At 74.6% G+C, this 19,284-nt stretch carries 23 protein-coding genes; 13 read left to right on the plus strand and 10 right to left on the minus strand.

Translation table 11 applies throughout. The features are described 5' to 3' along the window. The first annotated feature begins 17 nt into the window (after positions 1-17). The 4 genes from ACFT41_RS10640 (at position 18) to ACFT41_RS10655 (ending at position 2,572) form a co-directional block, all read left to right on the plus strand. Positions 18-590 carry a DivIVA domain-containing protein gene (locus tag ACFT41_RS10640; RefSeq protein ID WP_377582722.1) on the plus strand — a complete coding sequence of 191 codons (573 nt, stop codon included), beginning with the start codon at positions 18-20 and terminating at the stop codon, positions 588-590. Further along, positions 587-1,084 (plus strand): SRPBCC family protein, encoded by a 498-nt coding sequence (locus ACFT41_RS10645; RefSeq protein ID WP_377582720.1) that lies wholly within the window; start codon positions 587-589, stop codon positions 1,082-1,084. The genes ACFT41_RS10640 and ACFT41_RS10645 overlap by 4 nt, the downstream gene beginning before the upstream one ends. Positions 1,085-1,224: 140 nt before the next feature. After that, positions 1,225-1,806 (plus strand): DNA-3-methyladenine glycosylase I, encoded by a 582-nt coding sequence (locus ACFT41_RS10650; protein WP_377582718.1) that lies wholly within the window; start codon positions 1,225-1,227, stop codon positions 1,804-1,806. 46 nt (positions 1,807-1,852) lie between these two features. After that, positions 1,853-2,572: a hypothetical protein gene (locus tag ACFT41_RS10655; protein ID WP_377613801.1), complete on the plus strand. Its 720-nt coding sequence runs from the start codon at positions 1,853-1,855 to the stop codon at positions 2,570-2,572. A 37-nt stretch (positions 2,573-2,609) separates the two neighbouring features. Here ACFT41_RS10655 and ACFT41_RS10660 read toward each other — a convergent pair whose 3' ends face one another. Both ACFT41_RS10660 and ACFT41_RS10665 read right to left on the minus strand, forming a co-directional pair. Next, positions 2,610-3,401, minus strand: a complete 792-nt coding sequence (locus tag ACFT41_RS10660) for an enoyl-CoA hydratase/isomerase family protein (protein WP_377582716.1) — start codon at positions 3,399-3,401, stop codon at positions 2,610-2,612. Further along, complete coding sequence (locus ACFT41_RS10665; protein ID WP_377582714.1) at positions 3,398-4,216, minus strand: PaaX family transcriptional regulator C-terminal domain-containing protein; 819 nt, start codon at positions 4,214-4,216, stop codon at positions 3,398-3,400. Before ACFT41_RS10665 ends, ACFT41_RS10660 begins: the two co-directional genes overlap by 4 nt. Before the next feature lie 190 nt (positions 4,217-4,406). Here ACFT41_RS10665 and ACFT41_RS10670 point away from each other — a divergent pair, with 190 nt between their 5' ends. Together ACFT41_RS10670 and ACFT41_RS10675 are read left to right on the plus strand one after the other, a co-directional pair. Then, the gene (locus ACFT41_RS10670) at positions 4,407-4,574 is read left to right on the plus strand and encodes a DUF3117 domain-containing protein (protein WP_007455245.1); all 168 of its coding nucleotides are present in this window, start codon (positions 4,407-4,409) and stop codon (positions 4,572-4,574) included. A 143-nt stretch (positions 4,575-4,717) separates the two neighbouring features. Beyond that, positions 4,718-6,196, plus strand: coding sequence for a leucyl aminopeptidase family protein (locus ACFT41_RS10675; RefSeq protein ID WP_377582712.1), 1,479 nt, complete (start codon positions 4,718-4,720; stop codon positions 6,194-6,196). A gap of 31 nt (positions 6,197-6,227) precedes the next feature. Here the strand turns inward: ACFT41_RS10675 and ACFT41_RS10680 are convergent, their stop codons facing one another. Next, complete coding sequence (locus ACFT41_RS10680) at positions 6,228-6,878, minus strand: O-methyltransferase (RefSeq protein ID WP_377582746.1); 651 nt, start codon at positions 6,876-6,878, stop codon at positions 6,228-6,230. Between the two features lie 240 nt (positions 6,879-7,118). On the opposite strand from ACFT41_RS10680, the gene ACFT41_RS10685 reads away from it, so the two are divergent. After that, positions 7,119-8,468, plus strand: a complete 1,350-nt coding sequence (locus ACFT41_RS10685; protein WP_377582744.1) for a trypsin-like peptidase domain-containing protein — start codon at positions 7,119-7,121, stop codon at positions 8,466-8,468. Between the two features lie 73 nt (positions 8,469-8,541). After that, positions 8,542-8,976 carry a preprotein translocase subunit TatB gene (locus ACFT41_RS10690; RefSeq protein WP_377582710.1) on the plus strand — a complete coding sequence of 145 codons (435 nt, stop codon included), beginning with the start codon at positions 8,542-8,544 and terminating at the stop codon, positions 8,974-8,976. Positions 8,977-9,152: 176 nt separating this feature from the next. On the opposite strand, the gene ACFT41_RS10695 is transcribed toward ACFT41_RS10690, so the two are convergent. The 3 genes from ACFT41_RS10695 to ACFT41_RS10705 form a co-directional block, all read right to left on the minus strand. After that, on the minus strand, positions 9,153-10,301 hold the full coding sequence (locus ACFT41_RS10695; RefSeq protein ID WP_377582708.1) for an Mrp/NBP35 family ATP-binding protein: 1,149 nt from the start codon (positions 10,299-10,301) through the stop codon (positions 9,153-9,155). 127 nt (positions 10,302-10,428) lie between these two features. Beyond that, positions 10,429-11,064: a DUF1003 domain-containing protein gene (locus ACFT41_RS10700; protein WP_377582706.1), complete on the minus strand. Its 636-nt coding sequence runs from the start codon at positions 11,062-11,064 to the stop codon at positions 10,429-10,431. Then, on the minus strand, positions 11,057-12,343 hold the full coding sequence (locus tag ACFT41_RS10705; protein WP_377582704.1) for a magnesium transporter MgtE N-terminal domain-containing protein: 1,287 nt from the start codon (positions 12,341-12,343) through the stop codon (positions 11,057-11,059). Before ACFT41_RS10705 ends, ACFT41_RS10700 begins: the two co-directional genes overlap by 8 nt. Positions 12,344-12,376: 33 nt before the next feature. On the opposite strand from ACFT41_RS10705, the gene ACFT41_RS10710 reads away from it, so the two are divergent. Then, positions 12,377-13,246 carry a PhzF family phenazine biosynthesis protein gene (locus tag ACFT41_RS10710; protein ID WP_377582702.1) on the plus strand — a complete coding sequence of 290 codons (870 nt, stop codon included), beginning with the start codon at positions 12,377-12,379 and terminating at the stop codon, positions 13,244-13,246. A gap of 65 nt (positions 13,247-13,311) precedes the next feature. Continuing rightward, positions 13,312-13,845 (plus strand): hypothetical protein, encoded by a 534-nt coding sequence (locus tag ACFT41_RS10715; protein WP_377582742.1) that lies wholly within the window; start codon positions 13,312-13,314, stop codon positions 13,843-13,845. 46 nt (positions 13,846-13,891) lie between these two features. On the opposite strand, the gene ACFT41_RS10720 is transcribed toward ACFT41_RS10715, so the two are convergent. Beyond that, complete coding sequence (locus ACFT41_RS10720) at positions 13,892-14,590, minus strand: HAD family hydrolase (protein ID WP_377582700.1); 699 nt, start codon at positions 14,588-14,590, stop codon at positions 13,892-13,894. A 119-nt stretch (positions 14,591-14,709) separates the two neighbouring features. On the opposite strand from ACFT41_RS10720, the gene ACFT41_RS10725 reads away from it, so the two are divergent. Next, a complete protein-coding gene (locus ACFT41_RS10725; protein ID WP_377582698.1) occupies positions 14,710-15,687 on the plus strand; it encodes a DMT family transporter in 978 nt (325 codons plus the stop codon). 37 nt (positions 15,688-15,724) lie between these two features. On the opposite strand, the gene ACFT41_RS10730 is transcribed toward ACFT41_RS10725, so the two are convergent. Further along, positions 15,725-15,949, minus strand: a complete 225-nt coding sequence (locus ACFT41_RS10730) for a helix-turn-helix transcriptional regulator (RefSeq protein ID WP_377582696.1) — start codon at positions 15,947-15,949, stop codon at positions 15,725-15,727. Positions 15,950-16,490: 541 nt separating this feature from the next. On the opposite strand from ACFT41_RS10730, the gene ACFT41_RS10735 reads away from it, so the two are divergent. After that, positions 16,491-16,745, plus strand: coding sequence for a hypothetical protein (locus tag ACFT41_RS10735; protein WP_377613798.1), 255 nt, complete (start codon positions 16,491-16,493; stop codon positions 16,743-16,745). 16 nt (positions 16,746-16,761) lie between these two features. Here ACFT41_RS10735 and ACFT41_RS10740 read toward each other — a convergent pair whose 3' ends face one another. Further along, positions 16,762-17,586 carry an SDR family NAD(P)-dependent oxidoreductase gene (locus tag ACFT41_RS10740; protein WP_377582692.1) on the minus strand — a complete coding sequence of 275 codons (825 nt, stop codon included), beginning with the start codon at positions 17,584-17,586 and terminating at the stop codon, positions 16,762-16,764. Positions 17,587-17,713: 127 nt separating this feature from the next. Here ACFT41_RS10740 and ACFT41_RS10745 point away from each other — a divergent pair, with 127 nt between their 5' ends. Then, positions 17,714-18,670, plus strand: a complete 957-nt coding sequence (locus tag ACFT41_RS10745) for an HpcH/HpaI aldolase/citrate lyase family protein (RefSeq protein WP_377582690.1) — start codon at positions 17,714-17,716, stop codon at positions 18,668-18,670. A 65-nt stretch (positions 18,671-18,735) separates the two neighbouring features. Here the strand turns inward: ACFT41_RS10745 and ACFT41_RS10750 are convergent, their stop codons facing one another. Then, positions 18,736-19,257: a DUF4190 domain-containing protein gene (locus ACFT41_RS10750; protein WP_377582688.1), complete on the minus strand. Its 522-nt coding sequence runs from the start codon at positions 19,255-19,257 to the stop codon at positions 18,736-18,738. Between the last annotated feature and the right edge of the window lie 27 nt (positions 19,258-19,284).

Consider the following 19,284-nt stretch of genomic DNA (forward strand, 5'->3'; position numbering starts at 1 on the left):
GTGCCACGATCTCTTGCATGGGTCAGGTGCTGCTCATGCTGGTCGTCGCGCTCACGGTCGCGGCAGTGGTCTTCGGGGTGACGGTGCTGGTCACCGGCCGCGATCCCGGCCTCGCGCCGGTCGAGCCGGACGGGCGGGCCGTTCCGCTGCCGGCCAGCCGGCCGCTGCGCGAGTCCGACGTGGGCGAGATTCGTTTCGACACGGCGCCGCGCGGGTACCGGATGTCCCAGGTCGATCAGGCGATGCGCCGGGCGGCCTACGACATCGGGTACAAGTCCGAGCTGATCGGCGTGCTGGAGGCGGAGGTCACCGCGTTGCGCGAGGGACGGGTCGCCGACGCCGACGCGCTGCGGCGCACCCGTGAGCAGGCGGCCGCTGCTGCCGCCGCCGCCGAGGGAGCGGCAGGAGCCGACGCCGTAACCGAGGGTCAGGCCGCCACCGGAGCCGACGCCACCGCCGAGGGCGCCGCCCCGGCCACCGTCCCCGCCACCGGGGCAGACCTCACCGTGACCGCCGCCGCCCCCGAGGCCGGCGACCGCGAGCCCACCGACCCGGCAGGCGGGCGTCGGGTCGGGTCGGAGCCGGCGTGACCGGCTCGGCGGATGCCGAGGGCCTCCGCGAGGCGGCCCAGCCCGGTGCCGGCGAGGTCACCGCCACGGTGATCGTCAACGCGCCGGCCGAGCGGGTGTTCGCCGGCCTGCTGGCCTGGGAACGGCAGTCCGACTGGATCCCGTTCACCACCGTCCGGGTCGTCGAGGGCGACGGCGGCGAGGGCAGCCTCGTGGAGGCGGTCACCTCGCTCGGGCCGGCGGTCCTGCGCGACGAGATGCGGGTGGTCCGGGTCGACGCGCCGTACGAGATCGGCGTGGTGCACTGCGGCCGGCTGCTGCGCGGCCCCGGGGTGCTGCGCTGCACCCAGATCGAGGGCGGTCGCACCCAGGTCGTCTGGCACGAGTGGTTCCACGTGCCGGGTGGCACCGCCGGGCGGGTGGCGTGGCCGGTGCTCTGGCCCGGCTCCAAGGTCAGCCTCACCCAGGCGCTGAAGAAGTTCGGCCGGCTGGTCGAGCAGGGCCGCCTGCCCTGACGGCCCGCCGCCTGCCGTCCGGGTGTGAGCCGGGGCGTTTCGCGCCAGATCGCCGACATGGCGGGGTTGCGAGCGGCCGGATACCGCCACGACGCCGGCACACCTGTGCCCTGCCGGCGGCTCCCGCTAGCGTGTGAGCCGTGACTGACCTGGTGATCGGCGCGGACGGGCTGCCCCGCTGCGCGTGGGGAGCGAGCACCCCGGACTACGTCCCCTACCATGATCGGGAGTGGGGGCGACCCCTGCGCGGCGACGACGCGCTCTACGAGCGGATGACCCTGGAGGCGTTCCAGTCGGGCCTGTCCTGGCTGACCATCCTGCGCAAGCGCCCCGGGTTCCGGCTGGCCTTCGACGACTTCCGCATCGAGGCCGTGGCGGCCTACGGCGAGGCCGACGTGACCCGGCTGCTGGCCGACGCCGGCATCGTGCGCAACCGGGCCAAGATCGAGGCGGCGATCGCCAACGCCCGGGCTGCCCTGGAGCTGCCCGAGGGGCTCTCCGCCCTGCTCTGGTCCTACGCGCCGCCGCCCCGGGCCGCCCGGCTGGCCTCGTTCGCCGAGGTGCCGGCGCTGACCCCGGAGTCGACCGCGCTGGCCAAGGCGCTGAAGAAGCGCGGGTTCCGGTTCGTCGGCCCCACCACGTCGTACGCGCTCATGCAGGCCACCGGCATGGTCGACGACCACCTCGCCGGCTGCCACGTCGCCGGCCCGTCGCCGGCGTGATGGGATTGGCGCCATGACCGACACCGACGACCGCCCCGACGGCAGCATGGTCCCCGAGCGTCCCGACGGCACGGTCCCCGCCCGGTTCGACGGTGGGCGGGGCGCCGCCGCCTGGGCCGTGCTCCTCCCGCCGGGCCGCTACGACGCCGAGCGGCTCGTCCACCACGACACGCTGGAGCTGACGGGGCTGGACGCCGGCACCGGGGCCACGGACTTCGCCGGGGCCAGCGCTCCCGGCGGGGCCAGCGCTCCCGGCGGGGCCAGCGCTCCCGGCGGGGCCAGCGCTCCCGGCGGGCCCCGGCCGGGCGACCCGGTGGCGGTGCTGACCGAGGGCCCGCTGCGGCTGGTGGCGCTGGGTCGGGTCGCCCGGGCCGCCGCCGAGCGTCGGGAGGACCCGGACGACCCGCAGTCCGACCCGGTCTCCGGCGCGTTCGTGGTCGCGTACACCCGGCGGGTCTTCGACGAGCCGGTGCCGGCCGACGGGCTGGCGCTCGACGGGCCGGTCACCGCGCTGCCCGCCGACGCCTACCGGGCGCTGGTCGGGCGGCTCGGCCGGCCGCCGGCCCGCCGGTCCTGGCTGGTCAGCCTGGACCTCCCGATCGAGGCGGCCACCCCGGCGGAGGCTGTTCGGCTGTTCTGGTCGTACGTGCGCGACCTGGGCCCCCGCGAGCTGCCCGCCTTCGTCTCGCCGGCCGGCGACGAGTTGGCGATGCAGGCGTTCGTGCTGGGGGCCGAGGCCAACCAGGACCCGGAGGAGGGCGACTGACCCGGCCCGACGGCCCCCGTCCCACCCGAGCGCGGCTTCAGCGGCCCTCGAAGGTGGGCTTCTGCTTGTTGACGAAGGCCAGGGTGGCGGCCCGGTGGTCGGCGGTGCCTCCGCAGATCGACTGGGCCTGCGCCTCGGCGGCCAGGGCGTCGGCGAGGGTGCCGGCGTCGGCGATGGAGAGCTGCCGCTTGATCGCCCCGTACGCGACGGTCGGGCCGGCGGCGAGCCGGGCGGCCAGCTCCTGCGCGGTCGGCAGCACCTGCTCGTCGTCGTCGACCAGGCGGGTCAGCAGGCCCAGCCGGCTGGCCTCGTCGGCGCCGACCGGCTCGGCGAGCATCAGCAGCTCGACGGCCTTGGCGTGCCCGACCAGCCGGGGCAGGGTCCAGGAGGCGCCGGTGTCGGCGGCGAGGCCCACCCCGGCGAAGGCCATCAGGAACCGGGTCTTCGGCCCGCCGACGCGGAAGTCGGCCAGGAAGGCCAGCGACGCCCCGGCCCCGGCGGCCATCCCCCGCACGGCGGCCACCACCGGCTTCGGCAGGTTGGCCAGCCGGGCGGCGATCGGGTTGTAGTGGGCCCGGACCGTGTCCAGCGGGTTCACCCCGGGCGACTCCAGGGTCCGCACGTGCTCGCGCAGGTCCTGGCCGGCGCTGAACGAGCCGCCCGCCCCGGCGAGCACCACGGCCCGGCAGGACCGGTCGGACTCCAGGTCGGCCAGGGCGTCGCGGAGTGCCTCCTTGAGCGCCACGTCGAGCGCGTTCATCGCGGACGGGCGGTTGAGGGTCAGGGTGACGACGGCATCGGTGCGGTCGACGAGCAGGGGCTCGGTCACGTCTTGACGACCCTTCTTTCGCGGTTGGTGGCGTCGAGGCACTGCTCGACGTACCGGTCGGCGGCCGGCCGCAGCCGGGTGGCGTGCCGGTCGAAGAAGCTGGCCGCGGCGGTGCCGGGCCAGCGCTCGGGCAGCAGCGCCGGGGGGAGCTGCGGGTCCCGGAACAGGAAAGTACGCCACGCGTGCACGAGCCGGAACCGGGCCGCGTACGCCTCCTCGTCGTCGCTGCGCACGGTCACCGCGGCGAGCAGCGGGCGCTGCTCGGCGACGAACCGTTCGTAGGCGTGCCCGATCTCGGTGAGGTCCCAGGCCCGGCGGACCACGCCCATCGCGCCCGGGGTGCCGGCGGCGTGCGCGGCGGTGAACCGCTCGTACCGCACGCCGGCCTCCTCGAGCAGCACGTCGACGTCCTCCGCCGGCCGGGTCGCCACCCAGGTCTGCTCGTCGAGGGCGCCGTAGCCGAGGAAGCTCAGGTTGGCGGCGAGCCGCTGCCGCTCCCGGCGGGAGGCGGGGCTGGCCAGGACGAGCATGTCGAACCGTCCGTCCCAGCTGATCCGGCCGGTCCGGTAGATCCGGGCGGCCGCCTCGTCGAGTCGCCGGGCGGCTTTCGGTGTGATCGCATAGCCCGGCCCCGAGGCCAGTCGGAGCGGGTCGAGCCAGCCCTGGCGGACCATCCGGCTGACCGCCGTGCGCACCGCAGGTGGGGCGATCCCGAGCGGTGCGAGCAACTTGACCAGGGCGGCGACCGGCGCGCGGCCACCCCTGGGTCGGAGGTGGTCGCCGTACAGGTCGAAGAGTGCCGACCGTGCCTGCATGACCGCACATTGTGACAGGCCTTCTCAAGATAAGCTAGGTCCTGTTACATCAATGCCTCTTCGGTTTGGGTCCGGCGGTGTTCATCAGGGAAAATCGTTGGTCGACACCGCCGCGTACGTTGCGGTGGGTGATGGCGAAGAGGCTGTGGGGCAACCCACCGACCCTGTTGCAGGTCTGAGGGGAGACAACATGGCGGCGATGAAGCCGCGGACGGGCGACGGTCCGCTGGAAGTCACCAAGGAGGGCCGGGGCATCGTCATGCGGGTCCCGCTGGAGGGTGGTGGCCGGCTCGTCGTCGAGATGACTCCCGACGAGGCCAACGCGCTCGGTGACGCACTGAAGGCAGCCGCCGGCTGACCGAGGCGCGGTCCGGGCGGCGGTCGTCGTGCGGACGGTTCGCACCGCCCTGAGCCACCGGCGCCGCCGGTGGCTCAGGGCCTTCACCCTGCGCCCGGGCGCGTCCGGGCCCTTCTCCCGACCCTTCTGGAGGTCGTTCCAGCGTGCTTGCCATCCGCCTGATGGGCGGGCCCGAACGGTCCCCCGACGCCCTGGCCCTGCCCATCCGACCCGCCGGGCCGGCCGAGGACGGTACGGTGCGGGCCGCGGTCTGGCCCGGCCTGCCGGCACTCGCCGACGATGTGCTGGTCGAGGCCGCCGCCCTGGCCCCGGCGGCCCGGGCCACCGGGCGGGCCGGCGAGGTGCACGTCCACCTGCGGCCGGGGCGCGTACCGGTGCGGCTGCTGCTGGCCGGGGTCGGCGACGGCGACGAGCCCGGATGGCGGGCGGCGGGGGCCGCGCTGGCGCGGGCCGCGTCCGATGAGACACATCTCACGATCATGATGCCGGTCGATGTCGAGCCCGACGCGGTGCGTGGCCTCGTCGAGGGGCTGCTGCTGGCGTCGTACCGCTTCCGGCTCACCGAGGCCGGCGAGGCCCCGGCGCTGGCCGGCGTCGACCTCGCCGTCGGCGACCCGGCCCCGTACGCGGACGCGGTCGAACGGGCCGAGGTCGCCGCCCGGATGACCAACCTGGCCCGGGACCTGACAAACACCCCGTCCTCGGTGAAGAACCCGCAGTGGTTCGCCGAGCAGGTCGAGGCCGCCGCAGCCGGCCGGCCCGACCTGAGCCTGCGGGTCCGGCAACCCGACGAGCTGGCCGCCGAGGGCTTCGGCGGCATCCTCGCCGTCGGCGGCGGCTCCGCCAGCGGCCCGCGCCTGGTCGAGCTGGACTGGCACCCCGCCGAGGCGCGCACCCACGTCGTCCTGGTCGGCAAAGGGATCACCTTCGACACCGGCGGGATCTCGATCAAGCCGGTGCCCGCGATGAAGCTGATGCGCAAGGACATGGCCGGCGCCGCCGCCGTCGTGGCCGCCACGCTGGGCGCGGCGGCGCTGCGGCTGCCCGTCCGGATCACGACCCTGGCCCCGCTGGCGGAGAACGCGGTCAGCGGGTCGGCTTTCCGCCCCGGCGACGTGATCAACCACTACGGCGGCGTGACCAGCGAGACCACCAACTCCGACGCCGAGGGGCGGCTGGTGCTCGCCGACGCGCTGGCGTACGCCGTCGCCGAGCTCAAGCCCGACCTCCTGATCGACCTGGCGACCCTGACCGGGGCGAACATGGTGGCGCTCGGCAAGCGCACCGGCGCGCTCTACTCCGACGACGACGAACTGGCCGCCGACCTGTTGGCCGCGATCGACGCGGCCGGCGAGTCGGCCTGGCGGATGCCGCTGCCGGTCGACTACGTCGAATACCTGGGCAGCGACGTGGCCGACCTCTACAGCGCCCCGAACCAGGGCGCCGGCTCGGTGCTGGCCGCCCTCTACCTGCGCGAGTTCACCGGCGACCTGCGGCAGCGCTGGCTGCACGTCGACATGTCCGCCCCCTCCTGGGCCGACGGCGACGCCGCCGAGCTGACCCGGGGCGCCACCGGCTGGGGCGTACGCGGCCTGCTGCGCTGGCTGGCCACCCTCGGATGATCCAGCACCTCACGGCGGCGAGCGGCGTGACTCAGCACTTCACGGCGGCGAGCAGGCCGTGACCGACCGGGAGCAGCGCCGGCGTCCAGTCCTCGGACTCCCGGAGCGCCTTGATCGTCTCCCGGGTGGTCACCGTCTCCACGTCCCGGGCCGCCGGGTCGCCGATCCGGCCGTCGGCCAGCGTGCCGTGCAGGGCGAGCACCCCGCCGCGGCGCAGCAGCCGCAGCGCCGCGGCCACGCAGGAGCTGAAGTTGGTGGCCTCGGTGTCGACGAAAACCATGTCGTACGCGCCGTCGGCGAGCCGGGGCAGCACGTCCAACGCCCGGCCGGTGATGATCCGGGTGCGCCCTGAGGGGAAGCCCGCCTCGGCGAAGATCCGGCGGGCGATCCGCTGATGCTCCACCTCGACGTCGATGGTGGTGAGGACGCCGTCGGCGCGCATGCCCCGCAGCAGCCACACGCCGCTCACGCCGGTGCCGGTGCCGATCTCCACCACCGCCCGCGCGCTTCCGGCGGCGGCGAGCAGCCGCAGCGCCGCCCCCGTGCCCGGGGTCACCGCGTCGAGACCCACCTCGTGGGCGAGACTGCGGGCGGTCCGGAGCACGAGGTCCTCGGTGACGTACGACTCGGCGAACTGCGACGCCGGGGTCGTCGAGCTGCCGGAACTGGCGGCCGTGGCGATGGGACACCTCCGTCGGGGGCGGGTTGGCGGTATGAGCCTAGAGGCGGGGGCGAACGGACGCAGCCGCGAGTCCGGTGCCCGACGATCACGGTGGAACCTGCCCGATCGGGCGGTTCCCACGGGGCGGTCACGCACCGCAACCGCTGACTGCACTCGCGGCATTCGTGTAATCCTGGATGCGGTATCCCCGTCGTCGGACCGGCCAGCCCTGCCGGCCCGGGGCGAGGGGGCCGGGGACGACTGGGAGGCACCGACGTGACCGACGGCTGGGACTGGCGCCGGCCCGGGGGAGCTCCGACTCCGGCGGCACCGCCGGGGAGCGGTGCTCCGCCGGCCGGGCCGCCGACGGTACCCGACGGCGTCCACCGGGGCTCCGCGGCGTCGCCCTGGTGGTCCGACGCGCTCGCCGACCCGTGGCGCGACCCGTACGCCCCGGCGGCGGTGGTGGTGCCCGGCCCGGTCGACACCGCGGCGGAGCCGGAGCCGGTCGTCGACCCGGACGCGCCGGGCCGGCCGACGCTGCGTCAGCTGCTGCTCATTCCGCTGATCACCGCGCTGCTCGCCGGGACCCTCGGCGGTGCCCTGGGGTACGCCTTCGCGGTGCGCGGCGGCGCGGCCGGCGGCCCGGTGCTCGGCGCCGGTTCCGCCGAGGCCCCGGCGCTGGCCCAGCGCAAGCCGGAGTCGCTGGCCGGGGTCGCCGAGCGCGTCCTGCCCAGCGTGGTGACCGTCCGGGTGGCCAGCCTGGGCGGGACGAGCGAGGGCTCCGGCTTCATCGTCAGCGCCGACGGTTACGTGATCACCAACGACCACGTCGTCGCCGGGGGCACCGGCAAGGCGTCGGTGGTGTTCAACGACGGCAGCACGGCCGCCGCCAGCGTCGTCGGCCAGGACCCGGAGTCCGACATCGCGGTGATCAAGGTGAACTCCGCCACGGGCCTGCGGCCGGTGGAGTTCGGTGACTCCGACGCCCTCGCGGTCGGCGACCCGGTGCTGGCCATCGGCTCGCCGCTGTCCCTGGCCAACACGGTGACCGCCGGCATCGTGAGCGCCCTGGACCGGACGATGCAGGCCGGCGACCCGGGCGGGCCGACCCGCTACTACGCGGCCATCCAGACCGACGCCGCGGTCAACCACGGCAACTCCGGCGGCCCCCTGGTGGACTCGGCCGGCCGGGTGATCGGGGTGAACTCGACGATCAAGTCGCTGGTGGCCGACGGGCAGGAGGCCGGCAACATCGGGCTCGCCTTCGCCATCCCGATCAACCAGGCCAAGCGGGTCACCCAGGACATCATCGGCACCGGCAAGGCCCGCCGTACGGTGATCGGCGCCCAGGTCGGCGGCACCGGCGCGGCCAGCGGCGGCGCCGGCGGCGTTCGCCTGGCGTCGGTGGAGCCGTCGGGCCCGGCGGCCGGGGCCGGGCTCCGGGCGGGGGACGTGATCCTGCGGCTCGCCGGCCGCCCGATGACCGACCCGACCGACCTGATCGCCCTGGTGCGCAAGTTCGCCCCGGGGTCGGTGGTGACGGTGGAGTACCGGCGCGGGTCGAGCCGGCAGAACGCCTCGGTGACCCTCGCCGCGGACGCCAAGTGAGAGCCGGCCGGCCCCTCCCCGACGGGCCGCCACGTGCGTAGTCTTGGGCTGATGCCGACGAGGAGGCCCAGCAGTGTTCGAGAACCTCAACTGGTGGGAGATCGCCGCGCTGCTGCTCCTGGCGCTGCTGATCTTCGGTGACCGGCTGCCCAACGTGATCAGCGACGGGCTGCGCATGGTCCGCAACCTGCGCGCCATGGCCCGCAACGCGACCGGTGACCTGAGCCGCGAGCTGGGCACCGACATCCAGCTGGAGGACCTGCACCCGAAGGCGTTCATCCGCAAGCACCTGCTCAGCGAGGAGGACGAGCAGGCGATCCGGAAGCCGCTCCAGGGCGTCTACGACAACCTCCGCGCGGACGTCACCGGCGTGCACGACGACCTGAAGGACGTGGCCAGGTCGGTGGACCTGAAGTCGACGGCCTCCGGCGGCGCGGTCACGGCCACCTCCGGCGGCGCGGCGACGGCTCCCGCCCCCCGCACGGCCAGCTACGACGACGCCACCTGACCCCGCGCCCCCCCGCCCCCGCCCCACCCCCGCCCGGTGATCAAGAGGTTTGCGTCACCGTTGAGATCAAACCGGACGCTTTTCTCTTGATCACCGGCCGGCACAGGGCGGGCTAACCGGCTCAACGCGGGCGGCGGCGGGCGGCGGTCAAGGGGCGGCGCTCACCGGCCCAGCGGTCAGCGGCCGGCCGGCTTGAGGCCGAGGGGCTTGCCGAGCAGCGAATCCCGCCGCACCGCGAGCCGGTCGGCGACCTGACCGAGGGCCTTCGCGGCCGGCGAGTCCGGCTCGGCGAGCACGATCGGGTTGCCGGTGTCGCCGGCCTCCCGGACCCGGGTGTCCAGCGGGATCTGCCCGAGCAGCGGCACCTGCGCCCCGATCGTCCGGGTCAGCGAGTCGGCGACGGTCTGACCGCCGCCGGAGCCGAAGACCTCCATCCGGGAGCCGTCCGGCAGCTCCAGCCACGACATGTTCTCGATCACGCCGACCACCCGCTGGTGGGTCTGGAGCGCGATCGCACCGGCCCGCTCGGCCACCTCGGCGGCGGCGGCCTGCGGCGTGGTGACCACCAGGATCTCGGCGTTCGGCAGCAGCTGGGCCAGCGAGATGGCCACGTCACCGGTGCCCGGGGGCAGGTCGAGCAGGAGCACGTCCAGGTCGCCCCAGTAGACGTCGGCGAGGAACTGCTGCAACGCCCGGTGCAGCATCGGGCCGCGCCACACCACGGCCGCGTTGCCCGAGGTGAACATGCCGATCGAGATCACCTTCACGCCGTGCGCCTGCGGCGGCATGATCAGGTCCTCCACCCGGGTCGGGCGGCCGTCCGCGCCGAGCATCCGGGGCACCGAGTGGCCGTAGATGTCCGCGTCGACGACGCCGACGTTCAGGCCCCGGGCGGCCAGCGCTGCGGCCAGGTTCACCGTGACGCTGGACTTGCCCACGCCGCCCTTGCCGCTGGCGACCGCGTACACGCGGGTGCGGGAGCCGGGCTGGGCGAACGGGATCACCGGCTCCTCGGTGGCGGAGCCGCCACGCAGCTTCGCCTGGAGGCCCTGGCGCTGCTCGGGGCTCATCACCCCGAACTCGATCTCCACCCCGGTCACCCCGGGCACCGCGCCGACGGCGGCGGTGATGTCGGCGCGCAGCTTGTCCTTCAGCGGGCAGCCGGCCACGGTGAGCAGCAGCTCGACCCGGACCACGCCGTCGTCGCCGACCTGGGCGGAGCGGACCATGCCGAGGTCGGTGATGGGCCGGCGGATCTCCGGGTCGTCGACGGTGGCCAGGGCGGCCTGGACGGCGTCCTCGACGGTGCTGACGGGTGCTGACATGCCCGCAATGCTACGTCGGGGGCGATAGGTGCCGGCCGTCGGCGGGCCCCGGTGTGAGCGAATCGATGGGCCCGCCCGGCCTGGTCAGCGCGCCGCCCGGCCTGGTCGACTCGCCCGCCCGGCCTGGTCAGCGCGCGCCGGTCGACCCCTCCGGCCGGCCGCCTCGGGCAAAGTCGCCGTCCAGTTCGTCGAGGGGCTCGTCGAGGTGCGCCCCACCTCCGCGGGGAGGCGGGCGCTCCTGCGACGGGCGCTCCTGCTGCCGGCGCTCCAGCTTCTGCCGGCGCTGGGCGGCCTCGTCCAGCTCCTCGGCCAGCCGGGCCAGCTCCGAGCGGAGGAAATCCCGGGTCGCCACCTCGCCCAGCGCGATCCGCAGCGCCGCGACCTCCCGGGCCAGATACTCGGTGTCCGCCTTCTGCATGGCCGCTCGTCGCCGGTCCTCCTCCAGCGCCACCCGGTCCCGGTCGGTCTGCCGGTTCTGCGCGAGCAGGATCAGCGGCGCCGCGTAGGACGCCTGGAGGGAGAGAATCAGGGTCAGGAACGTGAAGGTGTACGGGTCGAAGCGCAGATCCGCCGGGGCCAGGGTGTTCCAGCCGAACCAGGCGGCGATCACCACCGTCATGTAGACGATGAAGTTGGCCGTGCCCATGCCCCGGGCGATCCCCTCGGACCACCGGCCGAACGCCTCCGGGTCGAACCGGGGCAGCTTCACACCCCGGGGCTCGCGTGGCTGGTCCAGCCGCTCGGCCCGCCGCTGCTCACTCATCGGGGCCGTCCAGCACCTCGTGCACAGGTGCCGGGGCGGTCGGGGCGTCCCGGTCCCGCCAGTCGCGCGGCAGCGAGTGGTCCAGCACGTCGTCGACGGTCACCGCGCCGACGAGCCGGTTGTTGCGGTCCACCACCGGCATGGCGACCAGGTCGTACGTGGCCATCCGGCGGGTGATCTCCGGCAGCGGGGTGGTCGGGCGCAGCGGGTCGATGTCGTTGACCACCACCCCGCCGAGCAGGTCGGCCGGGGGTTCCCGGAGCAGCCGTTGGAAGTGCACCATGCCCAGGTAGCGGCCGGTCGGGGTGGTCAGCGGCGCGCGGGTCACGAAGACCTGCGCGGCGACCGCCGGGGAGAGCTGCTCCTCCCGGATCCGGGCCAGCGCCTCGGCGACCGTGGCGTCCGGCGGCAGGATCACCGGCTCCGAGGTCATCACGCTGCCTGCCGTGCCCGACGAGTATTTGAGCAGCTGACGGACCGGGTCGGCCTCGCCCGGCTCCATCAGGTCCAGCAGGACGTCCTGCTCGGTCGGGGGAAGCTCGTTGAGCAGGTCGGCGGCGTCGTCCGGGTCCATCTCCTCCAGCACGTCCGCGGCCCGCTCCCGGTCCAGCGCGGCGAGGATCTCCACCTGGTCGTGCTCGGGCAGCTCGCTGAGCACGTCGGCCAGCCGCTCGTCGTCCAGCGCCGCCGCCACCTCGTTGCGCCGGGCGTCCGGCAGGTCCTGCAGGGCGTTGGCCAGGTCGGCCGGGCGCATGTCCTCCAGGACGGCGAGCAGGTTCGCCGTACCCCGGTTCTCGCCGATGCCGCTGAGGCCGCGCACCCGGTCCCACTCGACCTGGTGCAGGTGGCCGCGGCGGGTGAGCCGACCGGTGTGCTCGCGGACGGCGACGCGGCGCAGTGACCACTCGCCGCCCCGGCTGCACTCCATGGCCACGTCGACCACCGACCCGGGCTGGCCACCCGGGTCGAGCTGCACGCGCCGGTCCAGCAGTTCCTGGAGCACCAGCAGCTCGTTGGGGCGTTTCTCGAACCGGCGCAGGTTGAGCGTGCCGCTGCCGAGCACCACCGCGTCGGCGTCGATGGTGGTGATCCGGTTGATGGACAGGAAGATCCGCCGGCGCATCGGCATCTCGGCGACCAGCCCCACCACCTCCGGCGGCCGCTGGGTGGGCCGGAGCCGGGCCACCGCGTCGCGCACCCGACCCACCTGGTCGCCGTTGGGGTCGAAGACGGCGACTCCGGCGAGTCGGGCGAGGTAGACCCGGTTCGGCGTGCTCACGGGCACCAGCCTAAGCGCCTACTGTTTATCAACATGTCGACCTTGGCCTACGAGATCGTGGACGTCTTCACCGACCGCCCGTTCGCCGGCAACCCCCTTGCCGTGGTGTTCGGTGCCGAAGGGCTGGCCACCGAACAGATGCAGTCGCTCGCGTTGGAGTTCAACCTGTCCGAGACGGTGTTCGTGCTGCCGCCCACGCAGGTCGGGGCCACCTACCGGGCGCGGATCTTCACGCCCACCGACGAGCTGCCGTTCGCCGGCCACCCCAGCGTCGGCGCGGCGGTGACCGCGAGCCGCCGGGGCCTGTTCGGCGTGGGGCAGATCACCCAGGAGTGCGGGGCCGGGGTGCTGCCGATCGAGGTCACCGCGCACGGCGCGACGCTGACCGGCGGCGTGCCGACGCTCGGCCCCGAGCTGGACCTGGAGCCGCTGCTGGAGATGGCCGGTCTCACCGCCGCCGACCACGCCGGCCCGCCGCCCCGGGTCGCCGGGTGCGGGCTGGAGTTTCCCTACCTGCCGGTGCGGCCGGACGCGGTGGCCCGCGCCCGGGTCGATCCGGCGGCGGCGGAGCGGTACGGCATCGAGCATGTCAGCGTCTTCTCCTGGGACGCCGACTCGCAGACCGCGCACGCCCGGGTCTTCGTCCCCGGGCACGGCGTGCCGGAGGACCCGGCGACGGGCTCGGCCGCCCTCGGGCTCGGCGTGTGGCTGGTCGCCAGCGGGCTGCTTCCCGGCGAGGGGCGCTCCTCCTACACCGTCCGGCAGGGCGCCGAGCTGCGCCGGCCGTCCCTGCTCGCCTGCACGGTCACCGCCGCCGCGGGCTCGGCGGTGGGCGCGACCGTGCGCGGCGACGTGATGCCGGTGGCGCGCGGCGAGATCGCCGTCCCACCCTTCGTCGGCTGAGCGGTGGGGGAGCGGTGGGCACGGCGAACGCCGGCGGCGCCGTACGCTCGCGCGGGCCGGCGGGCATGCGGGAGGATGCCGGGGTGACTGACGAGGTGGACGGGCGGGTCGGCACGCCCCTGGTCGACGAGGCGGTGAAGAAGGCCGCCGTCGCCTGGGTGGGCGTCGCGGGCGGGCCGGCGTGGGCGCTGTGGTGCGTACCGTCGGAGGGGTCGCTCCTGGTCGTGAGCGGCCCCGGCGAGCAGGCCGCGCCCGGGCTCGCGGAGGCGGCCGAGGCGCAGGTGACGCTGCGCGGCGACCACGGCGGGCGGATCGTCACGTGGCCGGCCCGGGTGACCCGGCTGGCCCCCGGCACCGAGGAGTGGGCGGCCCTGGCCCCGACGGTCGCCGCCAAGCGGCTCAACGCCCCCGGGCCCGCGGCCGACCTGGTGCAGCGGTGGGCCGCCGACGGCTGCGCCCTGGTGCGGCTCACCCCGGCCGGCGAGCCGGCCGCCGGCGACCGGCTGCCGGACGCCTCGCTCGCCGAGCCGCCCCGGGCGGCCCCGGTGGTCCGGGTCACCCGCCGGCCGTTCCGGCTGCACCGCGTCCGCCGCCGCTGACCAGGCCCGGGGCCGGAGCCGGGCGCTGCACGGTGAGACGGCCCGGTCAGGCCGGCACGGCAACCGGGTCCACCAGGTCCAGGACGTCGTGCAGCGAGCCCAGCTCCGGCCCGTCCCAGGACGGCTCGGCGTTGAAGACCAGGTGCTCGGCGAGGTCCGGGGCGGCCAGCCGTACCGCCGTCATGCCGGTCCGCCGCGCGCCGGTGAGCTCCTGGCTGCCGCCGTCGCCGACGTACAGGCAGTCGCCCGGGGACAGCCCGAGCGGGCCGCACGCCGACAGGTAGAGCGCCGGGTCGGGCTTGCAGCGCCCGAGCTGCACCGAGAAGACCCGCACGTCGAGCAGCGGGGCCACGGCCAGCTGCGGCAGGAACACCGGCAGCTCGTGGGTGCAGTCGCTGACCAGGCCGGTGCGTACGCCCAGCGCGCGCAGCGCCGTCAGCACGGGCACCGCCTCGGCGCGCAGCCGGGTGTCCGCGCGGATCGCCCGCTGCCGGGAGGCGACGGCCGCGCGCAGCGCGCTCTCCGGGGGGTGTACGCCGGCCTGGGTGCACACCCAGCGCAGGGTGGCCGCGGCGTCGCCGAACCGTCCGCTGGCCCGCTGGTAGTAGCTGCGGTCGAGCACGTCGACGAGAGTGTCGACCGGGCAACCGAGCAGCTCGGCGGTGGACCGGTGGGCCGTACTGCGTTGCACGGCACGGGTGAGCGTGCCGAAGAAGTCGAACAGCACGGCGCGAAAGACGGGCATGGGGAAGTGCCTCCGGACGTCGAGGGGGAGGGTCGCCGGCGGAAGTCATGATCGTAATGGAACGCTGACGTTCTGTGGTGACGGGTGGTCGGCGGGTGCCCGTGTGAGGATTGCTTCCCGTGCCCGTACCTCATCCCCGCCGACCGGTGGGCCCGCTGACCGGCGGGGTCCTCGCCCTGGCTGTCCTCGCGGTCTCGTCGTCCGCGCCGCTGGTCGCCTTCGCCGCCGCGCCCGCCCTGGCGATCGCCTTCTGGCGCAACCTGCTCGCGGTCGGCGTGCTGGGCCCGTTCGCGCTGGCCCGGCGGCGCGCGGAGTTCCGGGCCCTGACCGTGGGCGCGGGTCGGCGCGAGGGCTGGTACTGCGTGCTGTCGGGGGTGGCGCTGGCCGCCCACTTCGCCACCTGGATGCCGAGCGTCCAGCTCACCTCGGTCGCCGCCGCCGTCGCCCTGGTCGCCACCCAGCCGGTCTGGCAGGGGCTGATCGCCCGGGGGCAGGGCCGCCGGTTGCCGCAGGCCGTCTGGGTCGGCATCGGGGTGGCGGTCGCTGGTGCGGTGCTCGCCTCCGGGGCCGACTTCGCCGCCTCCGGCCGGGCGTTCGTCGGTGACCTGCTCGCGGTGGCGGGGGGCCTGTTCGCGGCGGTCTACACCGCCCTCGGGGAGCGGGCCCGGGCCACCGTCAGCACCACCACCTACACCACCATCTGCTACGGGGTGTGCGCGCTGATCCTGCTGGCCGTCTGCCTGGTCGGCGGGGTGCCGCTGGGCGGCTACGACACGGGCACCTGGCTGGCGATCCTCGGCCTGGTGGCCGGGGCCCAGCTGCTCGGCCACTCGATGTTCAACCACGCGCTGCGGCGGGTCTCCGCGACCACGGTCAGCATGCTGATCCTGCTGGAGGCGCCCGGGGCGGCCCTGATCGCCTGGGCGTGGCTCGGCCAGCTGCCCCGGGCCGGCGCGCTGCCGGGGCTCGCGCTGATCCTGGCCGGCGTGGCCGTGGTGGTGCTCGGCGGGGCCCGCGCCGGCCGCCGCGCCGTCCCCACCCCGCTCCCGGCCGATGCCATCCCGCTGCCCGGCTCCCCACCCGACCAGCCGGCGTGACGCTTCCCTCCCGCGGGCGGCTGCGGGAGGCCGGCGGCTAGGCCTGCTCGTCCTCGTCCGCCGGTGGGCGGGGTTGGCGGTAGGTCCTGATGTACGCCTCGATGTCTGACCGCAGCCAGACCGAGCCGGCCGACAGCGTCTGGAACGGGCGCGGGAACTTCGGGTGCATGACGAGCTGGCGCAGCCGGGAACGGCCCACGCCGAGCATGTTCATGATCTCGGCCGGACCGACGAGCGGTCCCGGGACCTCCGGTTCACCCATGCGCATGACGGTAGGCACGGCCTCGCCTACCCGACCTGATCCACCCTACTCGGTCCGACTCATTTAGTCCGCACGATCTAGTCTGCCAATATTGACAGGGGGGTGGTCGGTGGGGTGTGATCGACGGGCGGTACCCCCGCCCTGGTGGAGCTGGGCTCGGCGGGGCGGGGTGCCGGCATGAACTCGGCCCCGGCACCCTCTCGGGAGGCACCGATGTTGACCGACGCCCGCCATCTCGCCCTCGTGCGGCTGCGCCAGGACCTGACGTGGAACTCCTGCGTCGTCTGGGTCTGGCGGTGCCGGGATCGGATCGACTCGGCCCGAGCAGCGGGCATGTCCGGTGTCGCCGGGTCGGTCGCACGCCGGAGTCGGAAGAGGGCGAGGTGATCGTCCGGCGGCTGCCGCTGCTGATTCGGGCCGCCTGGCAGGTCCTCGAATGGCACCGGCACCGCCGGTGTTCGGCCTGCTGCCCGAGCGGCTGGTGTCCCCTCGTTCACGTGGCCAGGACCCGGATCACCGCATGGCGTCGGTTCGGCCCCCGATGATCGAGCTGAAGCCCGGCGACGTCCTGCACATAACCCGGGCGTGCAGCGTGCAGTTCCTCAAACCGATCATGTTTCGGCTGATCAAGGTCAGGACCGACCTGCATACCTACCACGGCTGGATTTGGCTGGAGGGTTACGAACTGGACGCCAGGGGCGAGGCGGTCGCCCGGCGCGAACTGTTCGCCATCCGGGAAGGCGTAAGGAGAATGAACCCACCGGCCCGGCCTCGGCTCGCGCCGGTAGCCCGGTAGCCCGGTAGCCCGGAGGTTACGGCTCGATGCCGACCGCCTTCGCGCTGGCCGTCCAGAGCCGGGCGGCGAGCTGCGGGTCGGTGGCCTTGCGCAGCGGTCGGCGGGGTCGACGGTCGGCGTAGTAGCCGCCGTCGACCAGCCGGGCCGGATCCTGGTTGGCCAGCCAGACCAGGGTCTCCGCGCCCTTCTCCGGGCTGCGGAACGGCAGGATCCGCATGCCGAGCGCGACCAGCCGGCTGTCCGCGCCGAACCGGGTCCGCACCACGCCGGGATGGAAGCAGTACGCCGGGATGTCCGGCCAGCGCCGGGCCGCCTCGCCCGTGAACAGGATGTTCGCCTGCTTGCTGGTGCCGTACGCGCGCATCGGCCGGAAGTCGCGCAGGGCGGCGTTGAGGTCGTCGGGGTCGAGGGCGCCGCTGCGGTGCGCGCCGGAGGCGGTCACCACCAGCCGGCCCACCCGGTCCCGCAGCAGGGCGCTGAGCAGGAACGGGGCCAGGTGGTTGGCCTGCACGGACAGCTCGAACCCGTCGACCGTGGTCACCGGGCGCAGCACGATCGCGCCCGCGTTGTTGGCCAGCACGTCGATCCGGTCGTACGCGGCACGCAGCCGCTCGGCCAGCCCCCGTACGTCGTCGAGGACCGCGAAGTCGGCGCGGAACAGCTCGGGCCGCTCGCCGCTGGCCTCCCGCACCCGGTCGCCGGCCGCCTGGAGTCGGGCCGGGTCCCGTCCGACCAGCGCCACCTGGTCGCCCCGGCGGGCCAGGTCCACCGCGGCGGCCAGGCCGATGCCGGAGCTGGCCCCGGTCACCACCACGATCCGCCGCCCAGTGAGATCTTCCACAGGCCCATTCTCCCCGGTCACGGCACGAGGTTACCGTGACGTCACAAGCACCTTTGCGATCGTTAAGTTCTCCGGTTGCCGTACAGGTGGCGTCGGCCTGCCCGCCGCGCCGGAAGGAGCGCCCCCCATGACCGCCGCCGGTCGTCCCCGCCGGTCCTGCCTCGCCGTGCCGGGCTCCAGCGTCAAGATGCTCGGCAAGGCCCAGGGCCTCCCCGCCGACCAGGTCTTCCTCGACCTGGAGGACGCCGTCGCCCCGCTGGCCAAGCCGGACGCGCGCAAGAACATCGTGGCCGTGCTCAACGACGGCGACTGGGCCGGCAAGACCCGGGTGGTCCGCGTCAACGACCTGACCACCCCGTGGACGTACCGGGACGTGATCGACGTCGTGGAGGGTGCCGGCGCGAACCTGGACTGCGTCATGCTGCCCAAGGTGCAGGACGCCGCCCAGGTGCGGTGGCTGGATCTGACGCTCACCCAGTTGGAGAAGACCCTCGGCCTGCCGGTCGGGCGGATCGGCATCGAGGCGCAGATCGAGAACGCGGCCGGGCTGGTCAACGTCGACGCCATCGCCGCCGCCTCGCCCCGGATCGAGACGATCATCTTCGGCCCGGCCGACTTCATGGCCTCGATCAACATGAGGTCGCTGGTGGTCGGCGGGCTCATCCCGGACTACCCGGGCGACCCCTACCACTACATCCTGATGCGCATCCTGATGGCCGCCCGGATGCACGACCTGCAGGCCATCGACGGCCCGTTCCTCCAGATCCGGGACACCGACGCGTTCCGCGAGGTGGCGAAGCGCTCGGCCGCGCTGGGCTTCGACGGCAAGTGGGTGCTGCACCCCGGCCAGATCGACGCCGCCAACGAGGTCTACTCGCCGGCCCAGGCCGACTACGACCACGCCGAGCTGATCCTCGACGCGTACGAGCACTGCACCTCGGAGGCCGGCGGCCGGCTCGGCGCGGTGATGCTCGGCGACGAGATGATCGACGAGGCGTCCCGCAAGATGGCCCTGGTGATCGCCGCCAAGGGCCGGGCGGCCGGCATGGCCCGCACGTCGCGCTTCACGCCGCCCGCCGAGTGAGCTGACGCCCGCCGAGGGCTGCGCCCGGCCCCGGGTGCCGCCCCGGCGGGGCGGCACCGGGAGGGTCAGTAGTCGTAGCTGCTGCCGCTGCCGGTCTCGCCCACGGTGATGGCGAGGACGATCAGCACCACGTAGAAGATGATCACCAGCACCAGCAGGCCGGTGAGGATCCAGCCGACGATGATGGCGGCCTTCGCCATCCCCTCGCCGCCCTCGCCCGTCTCGCGGATCTGCTTGCGGGCCACGTGCCCGAGGATCGCGCCGATCGGCGCGGTGATGCAGGAGGCGAGGCCGACGAGGGAGAGCACCAGCGCCGCGATCGCCATCCCGTTGGTCCTCTGTGGCGGCGCGTACCCGTATCCCGGGTAGCCGGGCGCGGGATAGCCGGCCGGGGCGTAGCCGGGCGCGGCGTATGGGTCGGCGACCGGCACGGCCTGCTCCATCTTCATCCCCGCGTACGGGTCGACCGGCGCGTACGGGTCGCCGCCGGTCGGCTGCCCGCTCACCGGCAGGGTCGGGTCGACCGGCGGCGTGGACGGCTGGGACCAGGGGTCGTTCGGGCCGCCGGCCGGTGGGGGATATGTCATGGCTTCTCTCCGCGTCTCGTCGAGGGT

The organism is Micromonospora sp. NPDC057141 (assembly GCF_042670805.1).
Classification (GTDB): domain Bacteria; phylum Actinomycetota; class Actinomycetes; order Mycobacteriales; family Micromonosporaceae; genus Micromonospora.

Coding starts and splice junctions, on each gene's coding strand:
- ACFT41_RS10700 (WP_377582706.1), bottom strand. CDS start 11,064: ATGAGTGAGCAGCGGCGGGCCGAGCGGCTGGACCAGCCACGCGAGCCC.
- ACFT41_RS10720 (WP_377582700.1), bottom strand. CDS start 14,590: ATGCCCGTCTTTCGCGCCGTGCTGTTCGACTTCTTCGGCACGCTCACC.
- ACFT41_RS10750 (WP_377582688.1), bottom strand. CDS start 19,257: ATGACATATCCCCCACCGGCCGGCGGCCCGAACGACCCCTGGTCCCAG.
- ACFT41_RS10715 (WP_377582742.1), top strand. CDS start 13,312: ATGCGGGAGGATGCCGGGGTGACTGACGAGGTGGACGGGCGGGTCGGC.
- ACFT41_RS10710 (WP_377582702.1), top strand. CDS start 12,377: ATGTCGACCTTGGCCTACGAGATCGTGGACGTCTTCACCGACCGCCCG.
- ACFT41_RS10670 (WP_007455245.1), top strand. CDS start 4,407: ATGGCGGCGATGAAGCCGCGGACGGGCGACGGTCCGCTGGAAGTCACC.
- ACFT41_RS10695 (WP_377582708.1), bottom strand. CDS start 10,301: ATGTCAGCACCCGTCAGCACCGTCGAGGACGCCGTCCAGGCCGCCCTG.
- ACFT41_RS10735 (WP_377613798.1), top strand. CDS start 16,491: ATGATCGAGCTGAAGCCCGGCGACGTCCTGCACATAACCCGGGCGTGC.
- ACFT41_RS10665 (WP_377582714.1), bottom strand. CDS start 4,216: ATGCAGGCACGGTCGGCACTCTTCGACCTGTACGGCGACCACCTCCGA.
- ACFT41_RS10655 (WP_377613801.1), top strand. CDS start 1,853: ATGGTCCCCGAGCGTCCCGACGGCACGGTCCCCGCCCGGTTCGACGGT.
- ACFT41_RS10730 (WP_377582696.1), bottom strand. CDS start 15,949: ATGGGTGAACCGGAGGTCCCGGGACCGCTCGTCGGTCCGGCCGAGATC.
- ACFT41_RS10640 (WP_377582722.1), top strand. CDS start 18: ATGGGTCAGGTGCTGCTCATGCTGGTCGTCGCGCTCACGGTCGCGGCA.
- ACFT41_RS10745 (WP_377582690.1), top strand. CDS start 17,714: ATGACCGCCGCCGGTCGTCCCCGCCGGTCCTGCCTCGCCGTGCCGGGC.